Here is a 12,713-nt window from a genome sequence, read left to right on the forward strand (position 1 = left end):
TATTCTTGAAAGATACCTCGAGGTTTATTAATTGACCCCATAAATAAAATGGATTATAAAGTAAAAGCACCAGAAAACTGGTGCTAATGTTTAACGTTTATTGGGACATTTTCAAAAATGCTTGACACATTTTAAATAATTATTTAATTGCACATTTAATTACACAACAAATGGTATAACTTCATTATTATATTCTTCTTTTAAAATACTGTAGTATAAGGTAGTGTATTCTTTGTTATCTAATAACTTTAACTTATCAGTTTTTTGAAACCTATATATAAACCCACATTTTTCAATTACTCTTTTAGACCTATTATTAAAATTAAAATGTCCGCACCAAATTAAATCTAGATTAAGTTCGCAAAATCCATATCTGATTAAACGATTTACCGCCTCCGGAATAAGTCCATTACCCCAATAGCTAGGATTTAAAACGTAGCCTATTTCCTTTTGCTTTAAACTCGCAAGGGTTATATCTGGTTTTCTATTATGTATCCCAATACTACCAATAACCTTGTTTTCTGATTTTAAAACAATAGAATACACATCATTGTTTTTTATAAATATTTTTATTATGTCGAGACTTGCCTGTTCACTTTTATGTGGCGTCCAACCAGCATTTGGTCCTACTACGTCACTTTTAGCAAATTCATATAAGTCTTTACTATCGCTTTCTCTCCATTGCCTTAATTCTAATCTATTAGTAAATAACGTTTCCATATACTTTAATCCTTTCTTCCTACAATTGCTGATGATATAAATTTAATTATACTATTTTTACCGTAAATTGGATATAAAAAAAACAGATAAATGATTTTAGCTCAAATCATTTATCCATCTAGGGTTTATTTCATATTTAAAATTTTTGTACTAAGGTATACGTTTTTTTAAACTTGCCACAAATATACTCCTCTTGATTATAGATTATTTTTGAATAAATTTTGCAGATATAATCATAGAACTAAATCCTATAGACCATTTTTGCAGTCCAAACATATTAAAGTGGTTAAATTCTAACGCATTTAGTTACCAAGTTGCAATGCCACAAATAATTCAAAACTTTTCAGTTCCTGGAAAAGGCTCCTATGTCTCTGAACAAAACAAGGACCTAATAAGAGAAAAAAGATTGTCAGCTATAGAAGAAAAACTAACCCAGGTAACCGTCGAAAGCAAACTTTTAAATTTAAGTTTAGAAGAATTACAAAGTATGTTAGCACTATTATATAACGAAGAAACTTAGTAACAATCTATGATTATTACATTTAATAAACTTAAGATAGTGATAACACTATCGAACTACTTTAGGGGGCATAAATATGGATAATATCTTAGAAATAAAAAATTTAACAAAGTCATATAAAGACTTTACTTTAGATAATCTAAGTTTTAATGTTCCAAGAGGCTGTGTAATGGGATTTATAGTCCCAAATGGTTCACAGTATTTCGAAGTGAACTTTTAGATATTTTGTATAACATAATTCAAGATGAAAATGTAAGCATATTCTTTTCAACACATATAACTACAGACCTTGAAAAAATAGCGGACTATATTACATTTATTAATAAAGGTAAATTAGTTTTCACGCAAACTAAAGACGAAAACGTAGAAAATTATGGTTTAGTTAGAGGAAGTAAAGATCTTTTAGTGATAAAAATAAAAGTGAAATTATATTAAATAGTTTACCAGTTAAAAAATCAGATATTGTTATTGCAAAATATATATCAACCTTTGTATTTGGAATTGTAGGAATTATTTGTTCTATAATAGTTGGTTTTATTGGTAATACCTTGGGATTATTAATATTTATCGGATCAATATCAACATTGGATATTGTTTTAGTTGTAATGTCTACTTGTATATTTAGTTCTATATTTTATCCTATGTATTTTAAATTTGGAGTTTCTAGAATGAAAATTTTTACTGTTTTAATTTTTATGGTGTTGTTTTTTGTACCAACATCGGCTATAGAATATATAGCGAATAATCCAGGTAACATTATAGTTCAAAAATTCACTTATTTTATAAACAACACTCCCAGTTTAACGCAAAATTTTTTAGCTCTATCAATAGGCTTAATTTCCCTTTTAATTTCTCTAATGATCTCAATACGTACTTATAATAATAAGAAATTTTAATCCCATTACATTAGCCTAGTCTAATCTAACTATGTTTTACTTCTTACTTTATAATCTATAAAATAGAATGGAGATGTATTTGATGAGGAAGAACAATTTTTTTAACAATATAAGCCTCAATTTTCACAATTATAAAATGAGTTATACCATGCTCCTTTGGATTTTATCGGCAGTACTAGGTGTAGTAGGAAATATATTGGGAATGTTATATTTAGTTCTTTCAGGTTTACCAATTATTGCGTGGGCAATACTCTTTTTTAATGAGAGAAAAGAATACGATAATAAGTTATAAAACAGGTTTATTTACTCCTCTTAAAATAAAATTTAATTAATATTAACTAAGCCTTAATTAGCTAAAACTATGGTTTAACCACATTGTTAAATACCAAATTAGGTTTTAATTTAAATTTAATAAAATTTTATTTAAATTTAATTTTGCAAAAGAAGGAATTTGGTAATATATGGAGAATACTATATTTAGATAGTTAGGAGGTCTGTACAATGATATATGATGCATTTAAAATTGCAAAAAATTTAGACATCAGTAAAGTAACAGCTTATGCTAAGATGAAATTACCAGAAATAAAACCTTTTTTAATATTCCATAATGGTAAAACCTGTGTAGATGATAAAGGTTTAGCGGCAATTAAACAAACTCTAAAATATAATCAAAATGCTGAAGCCGAATCAGAAGTTGCAGCTACAACAGTTACTTTATTAAAAGAAGATATGATTGAAATCCTTAAAACTAACATAGAGTTTATTAAGGAACAATTGAATGTAAAAGATGGTCAACTGTATAATATTAATAAATTATTAGAAAATACACAGGTACTATTTAAACAAGAACAAGAGAAAAATAAAATGGTACTGTCATTACCCGAAACAATAAAAGAACACGATGTTCAATTGGTTAATACTTTAAATGACTCTCTAGAAAGGCAAAGAGCAATAACTGCAGCTGAAGAAGCTTCACGTAAAAATAAAGGGATTTTCAGAAGACTATTTAATAAATAAAAAGAAAAAATTTCTTTATAAGACATTATGCCATTTTTATCACACCTTATTACGTGTATTTTTACGAAATTTGATGCTTGTCAAAAAACAACATTACGCCAGGAAGTAATAAACAAGGTTACATGTTTGAATGAAATAGCAAAAGGCAAGGGCCAATCTCTCTTTCAAATAGCACTTGCTTGGGTGCTTTGCAATAATAAAGTAACCTCCGTTATAATCGGTGCAAGTAAACTGTCGCAAATCGAAGAAAATATCGGTGCTCTTTCACGCAGAGATTTTGAACCAGAAGAGCTTAATTTGATAGATAGTGTTTTAAAAGCATAATCTTAAACAATATCATCTATAGTTTAAAATAAAATCCAACAAAATATATAATATTATTAGAGATTACTACAAGAATTTATTCTTATAGTAATCTTTTTTCGCATTACAAAATAATGATTACTTACACTAATCTAATGAAAGACAGAAAAAATTCTATTATATAATATCTTTTCTATAATTATTTGGAGAAATACCTTTAAACTTCTTAAATACTCTTGAGAATAATAACTGGTCTTCATATCCAACAGATCTTGCTATTTCACCTATAGATAATATTTTATTTTTCATAAGTTCACAAGACTTATTTAATCTTAAATTTATCAAATAATTTTGTGGAGGAATACCTACTTCATCCTTAAATAATTTAGAAAAATATTTTCTATTGATTCCCAGATAAGTAGCTATTTCAGCTATTTTCACATCCCTACAATGATTAACCTCAATAAAATCAATAGCTTTCTTAATATATGAATTTGATACTTTGTTTTCGCCTTCACTTTCTTCTTGACAAGAGTATTCAATAATACTACCAAGAAAATTATATAGTGATCCTAAAATTTTCATATCTCCACTTATTTTGTTTTTACTATCTTCAAGCATCTGGTTGAAATCATTTCTTATTATTTCCCCACCATTACACTCTATAATAAAATTCGAATCCGAGAATCCAGCGCGCATTAAATATCCCTTTGCATTTACACCATTAAAAGCGACAAAATCATATAGCCATTTATCATTTTCGTTTGATTTGTAATATATAATCACATTAGGTGGAATCAATACACATTGACCTTCTTTAATATCATAATCTCTATTATCCATGCGAAAAAGTCCTGAGCCTTTATAAATATAAAAAATTTTATAATGGTCAAGCAACGCTGGGCCCCAAGCCTTGTTGCCTTCGCAATCTTGAGTGCCACAGTAATACATTTTCATATCCATGCTAGATGCAGGTACACGATTTGAAATACTATATTCGAAACTAAACATATAATTACCCCCATATAAATAAATACACCTTACATGACATTATACTATAAAGGACTTAAATATTATAATTAAATTATAAATAAAAGGAAAGTACAGAAATCATTTTAAATAATTTCCGTACTTTCCTTTTATTATGGTGGAGATAGGGGGGATCGAACCCCCGACCTCTTGAATGCCATTCAAGCGCGCTCCCAGCTGCGCTATACCCCCATATTACAAAATTCACTCTTGAATATATTAAATAATGAACACCTGAATCTTTACATCCATTATCTAATATTATACGGTTTCACATTCATTAGTCAACATAATTCTTTTAAATATTATTGCTTATAGGCCCTTAGTGTTATAATAGTTATCTTAAGGGATATACCATACTAGTATCCTTTCAACAATATAAATAATGAGGTGATAATATGAATAATAAACTTACTAAAAATGATGTGGAAGAACTTCAAAAGGAATTTGATTATCGTAAAGGTCCTTTAACAATGGAAATTGCCCATGAAAAGATGATAGCAGCAGCTCATGGTGACAGAAGTGAAAATGCTGAATATAAGGCTGCTAAATCAAGTATGTATGATAACTTCAGGAGAATGGGTTACTTAATAAAAATGATTAGGTCTGCCGAAATTATAGATGATGTTATTGTTAACACTAAAGGTGCAAATATAGGTAGTAAGCTTCAGATAAAATTCGAAGGTAGCTGCGATATAGAAGAAATAGAACTTGTAACAACATTGCAAGTGGATATAGTAAATGGAAAGTTTAGCATTGAATCACCAATTGGAATTTCCTTGTTTGGAAGAACAGTAGGTTCAATAGTTGAGGTTCAGTCACCTGATGGAAATTATAAAATTGAGCTCGTAGGTTGCAGATCCGCAGGAGATGATTTAACTAAGGGTTAGAGTTTTTTCTAAAAGAAAACTATAAGTACCTACCTTCTTAAAGAAAACTTCCCCGAACTATAAGGTCCGAGGAATTATATATACCTATATACACATTGTATTTATTTTAATATGTTCAATCTTACTTAAATCTTCTTTTAAATCTGATATTTCTTTGTCTTCGCCACATAGTTGTAATAAAATTAACCCTCTATCTGTACACAAATCTTTTGATGTTTCGTGTAAACCTAACCTCATGCTAATTATACAACCATGTTTTGTTAAAATTTCTTGTAATTCTGGAGCAAACTTATTTCTTCCTTCTAAAGTTATAGCCATAATAGTGGTATTCATTTATAAATCCTCCCTTAAATTTTTTCTATTATTAGTAGTGTTATTTTATATAAATTATAAGATTTTTTAAATGCACCTAACCATTCGATAATCTATATGTTTATATAATTACCATAAAGTTGAAATTTTATAAATAAATTTTAAGTTAATTATATTTCATTAAGTATAGAATTTCAGTTCTTGGCAATATTTATAAGTGTTACTAGATTAAAAATACGACGTTTAAAATAAATCTATATAAAATAATTCAATGTAATTAGGAGGCAAAAATGCTGAAAAATATAAATAAATACGAAAATAAAAGATTTACAACTATTGATGAAAAGCATAAATTAATGTCAGTAGGTTGCAAAACTATTAAGAATAAAGGAATAATAACAAATTATTTAATTAATATTGAGGATTATGCTGGTGGACTCACAGTATTACTAGACAAAAATGGTAACTCCATGTTATCACAATTAATATTATAATATTTTATAATATACACTCATATAATACTTTTATAATATACAATTTTCATTGACATTAAGAATATTTAATGTTAAAATTCTCTTTAAAATAAGTATATTATTATTGCGAAGATGGAGATTGTTATTTTATAAACTTTAGTTACAGAGAATCGACGCTAGCTGAGAGTCGATGCTGGGTATAAGATTGCGAATCACTCCTGAGCTGCTTTCTCGAATAAAGTAGGGAAAGCCGGTTAGCCCCGATAAAAGGCTTAGGTTTTAATGAACCGAAAAGAGATGTATCTGTTTTTAAGATACAATTAAGGTGGTACCGCGATTTTACAATCGCCCTTGAATTTATAATTCAAGGGCGATTTTTTTGTATAGTAAAAGTAAAAAAAAAAATTGGAGGCTTTAAAAATGGAAAAAGTATTAACAAATTTATCAACAAATCGAGAATTAAAAATTCATCTTTTACAAATTCAAAAAGCACAAGCAAACTTAGTAGGCGTTTCTAAAAAGACAGCCCTTATATATAGTGATGTTTTCAGTAATGAATGTGGAAATGAAGTTTATATTAAACCAGAAAATTTACAGATTACTGGTGCATTTAAACTTCGTGGCGCCTATAACAAGCTTTGCACCTTAACACCCGCAGAGAGAAAAAGAGGTGTAATTGCATCTTCTGCTGGGAACCATGCACAAGGAGTTGCATATTCTGCGCAGAAACTTGGTATTACAGCTACCATAGTAATGCCTAAAACCACCCCACTTATTAAAGTTGAAGCCACAAAAGACTATGGTGCAACTGTAATTTTAATTGGTGACTGTTACGATGAAGCCTATTCAGAGGCAAAACGATTAGAAAAAGAACATAATTATGTTTTTGTTCATCCTTTTGACGATTTAGATGTAATGCATGGCCAAGGTACCATAGCCTGTGAGATTTTAGAGGAAATAGATGATATAGACTGTATACTTGTACCTGTTGGTGGTGGTGGTCTAATTGCAGGAATTGCTCTTGCAGCAAAAGCGTTAAACGAAAACATTAAAATAATAGGTGTGGAACCTGAGGGCGCAAAAGCAATGAAAGAATCTTTAGATAATAATGGTATTGTAAATCTTAAAACGGTTCGTACTATAGCTGATGGTGTCGCAGTAAAACAACCTGGAAATCTAACTTTTGAAATCATTAAAAACTATGTAGATGAAATTGTAACAGTTTCAGACTTTGATATAATGGAATCCTTTCTTCTACTACTAGAAAAACATAAACTTATTGCAGAAGCTTCTGGTGCTTTGTCATTTGCAGGACTAAAGAAAATACAAGAAAAAGGTAAAAAAGTTGCTTGCATTCTAAGCGGAGGAAATATTGACGTTGTTACAATATCCTCCATGATAAATAGAGGTTTGGTATCAAGAGGTAGACTATTCTGCTTTAGTATAGAACTCTCAGATAAACCAGGAGAATTAGTTAAAGTATCAACAATCCTCTCAAATGCAAATGCAAATGTAATAAAACTAGATCATAACCAATTTAAAACCAGCGATAGATTTATGCAAGTTCAACTTGAAATCACTGTAGAAACAAATGGCCATAATCATGTAAATGCAATTATAAGTGCATTAAATAAAGAAGGATATACAGTGGAAAAAATATACTAAAATTAATATACTAGAAGTAATATACTATTCAGTACACTTTTAAAATTTCATATCACATAAAAGAAACACACTCCTATTTTTAGCGTAGGAATGTGTTTCTCGTTTTTTTTATATACAGATTAATTTAACTTCATCTCACACTGGCACAAATAGTTTAGTCTCTCTATCTTAAAATTTGAAAGCGAAAGTATTTCCGGCCAAATTTTTACCATTTTATATACCTTTGTTTTTCTCTCTTCTAACAGTTTGGACCAAGGTACCAGTGCTGGATCAGTTTTTTCAGTACTATCTTTAATTTCACCATATTTCCAACCACTTTTTTTTCTAAGACGATAAAATCTCATATATTCTTTTTCAGCTAAAATATCTAATTCTTTAATTGTAAATTCCATAAATGTTGGTTTTTCTTTGACAGAAACAACATCATAATTAATTTCAATTAAAGTGTTAGGAATACTTTTAGCCCCAATACGGTTGGGGTTTTTAAGTTCTTCGCTCAGCTCTTCCCATGTCAAATTAACATTCCCATTTCTACTATCGCTATCTTCAGCAATGAGTCCAACTCTTTCATACATAGCAATTGCAAGACTTTCAATTTTTTCACTATAAAATGCATCATGCATTAAATGACGTAAAAATTGATCTTCATCTACATGTAATTTTAGTTGTTCTTTAGAAGGCAAATGAGATTGTTCCCATTTTCTAGCATTAGTTAACATACTCATCTCAAGTATTGCTTCCATTGACCTTGATTCATGTTTATATCTAGGGATTTTTAGAAGCGCTCTTAACACTCCATTATCAATTTGAGTCTCCCCTCTATCATTTATAAGATGTGGTACTTTACGCTCTAGTAATGAACGAAGTAGCATAGCCCTTCTAATAATAAATAACTGATCTCTCTTGTCATCTGTTTGATTTGGCCCTAGAATGTTTACGTAACCTCTGAGCCTACTTATAAAATCAGGACCTTTTGCACTTTTAAATTCAAGTGAAAACTGTTTTTGTTCTTTTTCACCTTCAAGGTCTTCCCCACAAAATCCACTAAAAGTACTGCTTGTTCCACCTGCAAATACAAAAATAGCTTTTCCAATAGGATGAATAGAATCACCTTCTCTAAACAGACCATCCTGCATAGGTGCTAAAAAATATTTTAACCATCCAAGTTTCGTTTCAAGAGCCGAATCAAATTCATCAAAGAATACTAGAGGAATTTTTTCTCCAAGCGCAATGTCGCGTACCTTATGAAAAGCATTTACTAAATCTAGTGGTGAACTGAATTGAGATAAATTAAAATCTATTTTTTCAATTAGATTCGATGCGATACTATTAGCCACTTCAAGGATACCAAATGATTTTCCAGACCCTGGAGTTCCAAATACTGAAATACAAAGAGGTCTAACTGTGTTTTTAGTTGACATGTACTCAAGCATAAGATTTTTAATACTTCTATAACTTTCAATTTCTGCCTTATCAACTGTTCTTAGCTTTCCAAACTGTGCTATTGGTATAAATTTAAGCGCATTGTCTACTCCATTTTTAACAATATCATAAGCTATCTCTTCTAAATTAGTAGAACTTTTATCCTTTAAAATGTACCAACATGCACGACAATTAAGATTAGGAGATGAAGGAACTACGACATCCTGGACATTCTCCCTAAGTATAAAATCATCTTCCTTTTCAACAAATATAGAAGGACTTGGGAATGGAGATTTGCAGGCATTCTCACCAAATGCCTTTATAAAATATTTTTGAGCAGAAATAGTACCTTGACGTATACCTGCACTTATTGATTCAGATAATTCCTCATTATCTTGATTGCCTGTTACAATAGAACTTGCAAGGCCTGCAACAAATGCTGAAGTAAGCCCATACATTTTGCCCTGGCTTTTTTTAATAAAACCTCCTTCAAATTCATATGGAAGGAAATACAATCTAGTTTCAGTCGTACCTCCTGTCTTATAGTATATTGCACCTTCAAGACCAATAGGTACTATAAGATGGTGACAATTTGAAAGGAACTCAAGACTCGGATTATTATTAATTTGCCAAACAAAATCTTGAGCTGTTCTTTCCCACGACAAACTTTTACTTATGTTAACCCCCTTAGATCTTAAATCATCAACATTTATTATTACTATTGTCTTTTCGTTGTGAATATTTTGAAGGTGTTTCCAAAGTTCACTAGAATCAATAGGATTATTCATTTTATATAGTATTATTGGTGATGCATCCTGCGACTTTAAGGCTATAGGCCAAAATTCTTCATTAGAATTAAACCCATTATTCTCGTCATCTAATATAATGATGTCAGCTTTCGTATCATCATTAATAATAGGAAGGAGTCTTTGAGTACCGCACTCAGGCCCTGTAAATCCCATAAGGCGGCTTATCCTATACACTTTTGATTTATTGTCTTTATCATCAAATACAGGAAAAAGCTCAATCTGGGCAGTAGAACTCAGAAACTCTCCTTTCCTAATTGATTCAATATCGGATAGCTGTGGTGAAAACACAGTTGCTCCTGTTGAAATCGATACTAGTTTTGATAAAAGTAAAGCTCCACCAGGTTTTATATCAGTAAACATATTTAATTGAGTTTGCCAATTGAGGCCTTTATTACTTTGAGGATAAGTTATTCTTTGAACATAATTTACACATATATCACCTGATACTACAATTTTTATATTCTTATTTTTCATATTAAAACTCCTATTATGATCTTATTTTTACCACTAATTAAACATTATACATCTGTTATATGATATTCGAAAGATGATATAAATATCATAATATTTATTTTTCATTCTACCATTCTTACCCATCTTTTTCAAGATTATATATTATTAATCTTGATTTAAAATAGTAACTTGTAAATAGAGGAATTCACCTTCTCTATGTGGAATATATTTTTATAAGGGGATGAGCTTATGCCTAATAAATCCGATTCAAAACATTTAACTGACAATAAAGAACCATCTCAAAGTGACTATGTTTTATCTAATGAACAATTAAATTTTTTAACTATGTTAAAAAAATGTGGTACAGAGCCCTTTGATACTTTTGGTGATAGAATTGGTAATATCGAAGCTGAAAAGCAACTTAAAGAAATGCATGTAGAAGGTTTTCTCACTTATACTGGTGTGGATGCTACAATAACTGAGTTAGGTTTACAGCAAGTTAAAGATAGAGAAACTTATTTCTATTAATGCGAAGAGTAAAAAAGAAGTAGCTGCATAATTTTGATTATGCGGCTACTTCTTTTTTACTACCTCTAGAACTATCCCTTTAATTTCTTTTCCCACCTATTTAAGCAGTTTCCTTACTGTTATACACATCTATATCTAACTCTTTCATCATCTTGCTTGAAACTAATCCTGTTACCATGGAATCACTAACATTAAGAGCTGTTCTAGCCATGTCAATTAGTGGTTCTATAGCTATTAAAAGACCTGCAAGTCCTACAGGAAGTCCCATAGCAGATAGTACAGTTAAAGCTGCAAATGTTGCACCTCCACCTACTCCTGCAATACCAAATGAACTTATTGCAGTAACTATTATAAGTTTAATTAAAAACGCTGGTGCTAAAGGATCTATTCCAACAGTTGGTGCTATCATAACTGCAAGCATTGCTGGATATATTCCTGCACAACCATTTTGTCCTATTGTTGTTCCAAGCGTTGCTGAAAGATTAGCTATTCCCTTTGAAACACCTAGCTTATCAATTTGCGCTTCAACATTTAGAGGGATTGTACCTGCACTGGTTCTTGAAGTAAAAGCAAATATTAATACTGCTGCTGACTTCTTTAAATAAGTTAGTGGGTTTAATCCATTAATCGCAAGTATTATAAAATGTATAACAAACATAATTAATATAGCTACGTATGAAGCTAAAACGAATTGCATTAGTTTTGCTATTTCTGCAAAATTACTTGTAGAAACCATTTTAGTCATAAGAGCTAATACTCCAAATGGAGTTAATTCGAGTATTACCGTTACCATTCTCATAACCACATCATGTAACGCGTTTAAGAATTTAATAAATGTTTCTGCCGATTCTGACTTTTTCTTTTTAATTGCAACAGTTGCTATTCCAAGAAATCCAGCAAAGAAAACTACTGATAAAGTTGCAGAGCTTCCTTGTCCTGTTAATGAAAAGAAAGGATTAGTTGGTATAATCTCAACTATCTGCTGTTGAACAGTAGTTGCTTTAAACTCTGTTAGTGATTCATCAAGTTTTTGTCCTTGTTTAACCTGTGCTTCTCCTGCTTGTATTCCATTAGCATTTAATCCAAATGTCCCGGCTGTGAAAGCTCCTACCGTTGCAGCTATTGCCGCTGTTATTACAAGAACAGCTATTATTGTTCCCGCTTTCTTTCCTAAGTTTTTAGAGTTTTGATTAATAATCGCTGTTGAAATTGACACAAATATTAGTGGTATAACTATCATTTTTAGAATTCTCACATACCCAGTTCCAATAATACTAAACCAATTATTAGCCTCAAGAACTACAGGACTCGTCACTCCATAAGCTATTTGTAGAACTGCTCCGTATAGAATTCCTACAACAAGAGCTGTTAAAACTCTTTTCGTAAATGAAAGATGTTTTTTCTGCATCCACACTATCCCATATACCAAAGCAAGCATTATAATAATATTTAAAATTACGTGTAAAGTTGTGTTCATTTTATTTTCCCCTTTAAGAATATTTATTTTTTTTACAATTTATATTTTAATCAAATCGTAATACATACTATTCCTATATGTATTGATTAATAATACCACCACGAGAGTGTCTTGTCAATAACATCCTCTGTAATATACGTAACCTTTTTTTCTAAGAATTACTTTAATAATAGCCTTCTACTTTAGCAAAAAATAAAAG

At 30.1% G+C, this 12,713-nt stretch carries 15 protein-coding genes, 1 tRNA gene, 1 pseudogene and 1 other annotated feature; of the genes and pseudogenes, 11 read left to right on the forward strand and 6 right to left on the reverse strand.

Annotated features, from left to right (window positions below; translation table 11 throughout):
* Positions 1 to 159: 159 nt before the first annotated feature.
* A complete protein-coding gene (locus tag ACREVX_RS15985) occupies positions 160 to 720 on the reverse strand; it encodes a GNAT family N-acetyltransferase (RefSeq protein WP_431545214.1) in 561 nt (186 codons plus the stop codon).
* Positions 721 to 1,039: 319 nt separating this feature from the next.
* Here ACREVX_RS15985 and ACREVX_RS15990 point away from each other — a divergent pair, with 319 nt between their 5' ends.
* From ACREVX_RS15990 to ACREVX_RS16020, 7 genes and pseudogenes are all read left to right on the forward strand, one after another.
* On the forward strand, positions 1,040 to 1,240 hold the full coding sequence (locus ACREVX_RS15990) for a hypothetical protein (RefSeq protein ID WP_431545215.1): 201 nt from the start codon (positions 1,040 to 1,042) through the stop codon (positions 1,238 to 1,240).
* Between the two features lie 76 nt (positions 1,241 to 1,316).
* On the forward strand, positions 1,317 to 1,460 hold the full coding sequence (locus ACREVX_RS15995) for a hypothetical protein (RefSeq protein ID WP_431545216.1): 144 nt from the start codon (positions 1,317 to 1,319) through the stop codon (positions 1,458 to 1,460).
* Positions 1,439 to 1,645: pseudogene (locus ACREVX_RS16000) on the forward strand (sodium ABC transporter ATP-binding protein); the annotation flags it as partial. The gene ACREVX_RS15995 and the pseudogene ACREVX_RS16000, both read left to right, overlap by 22 nt.
* 56 nt (positions 1,646 to 1,701) lie before the next feature.
* Positions 1,702 to 2,136, forward strand: coding sequence for an ABC-2 transporter permease (locus ACREVX_RS16005; RefSeq protein WP_431545293.1), 435 nt, complete (start codon positions 1,702 to 1,704; stop codon positions 2,134 to 2,136).
* Positions 2,137 to 2,218: 82 nt separating this feature from the next.
* Entirely contained in the window at positions 2,219 to 2,428 is a 210-nt protein-coding gene (locus ACREVX_RS16010) for a hypothetical protein (protein WP_431545217.1), read from the forward strand.
* Between the two features lie 209 nt (positions 2,429 to 2,637).
* Positions 2,638 to 3,153 carry a hypothetical protein gene (locus tag ACREVX_RS16015; RefSeq protein ID WP_431545218.1) on the forward strand — a complete coding sequence of 172 codons (516 nt, stop codon included), beginning with the start codon at positions 2,638 to 2,640 and terminating at the stop codon, positions 3,151 to 3,153.
* 27 nt (positions 3,154 to 3,180) lie between these two features.
* Positions 3,181 to 3,477, forward strand: a complete 297-nt coding sequence (locus ACREVX_RS16020; RefSeq protein ID WP_431545219.1) for an aldo/keto reductase — start codon at positions 3,181 to 3,183, stop codon at positions 3,475 to 3,477.
* Between the two features lie 156 nt (positions 3,478 to 3,633).
* Here the strand turns inward: ACREVX_RS16020 and ACREVX_RS16025 are convergent, their stop codons facing one another.
* Positions 3,634 to 4,467: an AraC family transcriptional regulator gene (locus ACREVX_RS16025; RefSeq protein ID WP_431545220.1), complete on the reverse strand. Its 834-nt coding sequence runs from the start codon at positions 4,465 to 4,467 to the stop codon at positions 3,634 to 3,636.
* A gap of 134 nt (positions 4,468 to 4,601) precedes the next feature.
* Positions 4,602 to 4,677: transfer RNA gene (locus ACREVX_RS16030), tRNA-Ala, on the reverse strand.
* Positions 4,678 to 4,883: 206 nt separating this feature from the next.
* Between ACREVX_RS16030 and ACREVX_RS16035 the strand changes: the two genes are divergently transcribed.
* On the forward strand, positions 4,884 to 5,375 hold the full coding sequence (locus ACREVX_RS16035) for a GreA/GreB family elongation factor (RefSeq protein WP_431545221.1): 492 nt from the start codon (positions 4,884 to 4,886) through the stop codon (positions 5,373 to 5,375).
* A gap of 84 nt (positions 5,376 to 5,459) precedes the next feature.
* On the opposite strand, the gene ACREVX_RS16040 is transcribed toward ACREVX_RS16035, so the two are convergent.
* The gene (locus ACREVX_RS16040) at positions 5,460 to 5,708 is read right to left on the reverse strand and encodes a CPF_0552 family protein (RefSeq protein WP_431545222.1); all 249 of its coding nucleotides are present in this window, start codon (positions 5,706 to 5,708) and stop codon (positions 5,460 to 5,462) included.
* A 269-nt stretch (positions 5,709 to 5,977) separates the two neighbouring features.
* Here ACREVX_RS16040 and ACREVX_RS16045 point away from each other — a divergent pair, with 269 nt between their 5' ends.
* Positions 5,978 to 6,181, forward strand: coding sequence for a DUF6440 family protein (locus tag ACREVX_RS16045; protein ID WP_431545223.1), 204 nt, complete (start codon positions 5,978 to 5,980; stop codon positions 6,179 to 6,181).
* 99 nt (positions 6,182 to 6,280) lie between these two features.
* Positions 6,281 to 6,516: a binding site (T-box leader), on the forward strand.
* A gap of 64 nt (positions 6,517 to 6,580) precedes the next feature.
* Positions 6,581 to 7,825 (forward strand): threonine ammonia-lyase, encoded by a 1,245-nt coding sequence (ilvA, locus tag ACREVX_RS16050; protein ID WP_431545224.1) that lies wholly within the window; start codon positions 6,581 to 6,583, stop codon positions 7,823 to 7,825.
* Positions 7,826 to 7,944: 119 nt separating this feature from the next.
* On the opposite strand, the gene ACREVX_RS16055 is transcribed toward ilvA, so the two are convergent.
* Complete coding sequence (locus tag ACREVX_RS16055) at positions 7,945 to 10,530, reverse strand: Ryanodine receptor Ryr (protein WP_431545225.1); 2,586 nt, start codon at positions 10,528 to 10,530, stop codon at positions 7,945 to 7,947.
* 228 nt (positions 10,531 to 10,758) lie between these two features.
* On the opposite strand from ACREVX_RS16055, the gene ACREVX_RS16060 reads away from it, so the two are divergent.
* Positions 10,759 to 11,037, forward strand: a complete 279-nt coding sequence (locus ACREVX_RS16060; RefSeq protein WP_431545226.1) for a hypothetical protein — start codon at positions 10,759 to 10,761, stop codon at positions 11,035 to 11,037.
* Positions 11,038 to 11,137: 100 nt separating this feature from the next.
* Here ACREVX_RS16060 and ACREVX_RS16065 read toward each other — a convergent pair whose 3' ends face one another.
* Entirely contained in the window at positions 11,138 to 12,514 is a 1,377-nt protein-coding gene (locus tag ACREVX_RS16065; RefSeq protein WP_431545227.1) for an L-cystine transporter, read from the reverse strand.
* Positions 12,515 to 12,713 lie beyond the last annotated feature (199 nt).

Source organism: Clostridium sp., assembly GCF_050717545.1.
In the GTDB taxonomy this organism is placed as follows: Bacteria; Bacillota; Clostridia; order Clostridiales; family Clostridiaceae; genus Clostridium_AD.

Coding starts and splice junctions, on each gene's coding strand:
- ACREVX_RS16055 (WP_431545225.1), bottom strand. CDS start 10,530: ATGAAAAATAAGAATATAAAAATTGTAGTATCAGGTGATATATGTGTA.
- ACREVX_RS16065 (WP_431545227.1), bottom strand. CDS start 12,514: ATGAACACAACTTTACACGTAATTTTAAATATTATTATAATGCTTGCT.
- ACREVX_RS16025 (WP_431545220.1), bottom strand. CDS start 4,467: ATGTTTAGTTTCGAATATAGTATTTCAAATCGTGTACCTGCATCTAGC.
- ACREVX_RS16060 (WP_431545226.1), top strand. CDS start 10,759: ATGCCTAATAAATCCGATTCAAAACATTTAACTGACAATAAAGAACCA.
- ACREVX_RS16015 (WP_431545218.1), top strand. CDS start 2,638: ATGATATATGATGCATTTAAAATTGCAAAAAATTTAGACATCAGTAAA.
- ilvA (WP_431545224.1), top strand. CDS start 6,581: ATGGAAAAAGTATTAACAAATTTATCAACAAATCGAGAATTAAAAATT.
- ACREVX_RS15995 (WP_431545216.1), top strand. CDS start 1,317: ATGGATAATATCTTAGAAATAAAAAATTTAACAAAGTCATATAAAGAC.
- ACREVX_RS16010 (WP_431545217.1), top strand. CDS start 2,219: ATGAGGAAGAACAATTTTTTTAACAATATAAGCCTCAATTTTCACAAT.
- ACREVX_RS15990 (WP_431545215.1), top strand. CDS start 1,040: ATGCCACAAATAATTCAAAACTTTTCAGTTCCTGGAAAAGGCTCCTAT.
- ACREVX_RS16020 (WP_431545219.1), top strand. CDS start 3,181: ATGCCATTTTTATCACACCTTATTACGTGTATTTTTACGAAATTTGAT.
- ACREVX_RS16045 (WP_431545223.1), top strand. CDS start 5,978: ATGCTGAAAAATATAAATAAATACGAAAATAAAAGATTTACAACTATT.
- ACREVX_RS16035 (WP_431545221.1), top strand. CDS start 4,884: ATGAATAATAAACTTACTAAAAATGATGTGGAAGAACTTCAAAAGGAA.
- ACREVX_RS15985 (WP_431545214.1), bottom strand. CDS start 720: ATGGAAACGTTATTTACTAATAGATTAGAATTAAGGCAATGGAGAGAA.
- ACREVX_RS16040 (WP_431545222.1), bottom strand. CDS start 5,708: ATGAATACCACTATTATGGCTATAACTTTAGAAGGAAGAAATAAGTTT.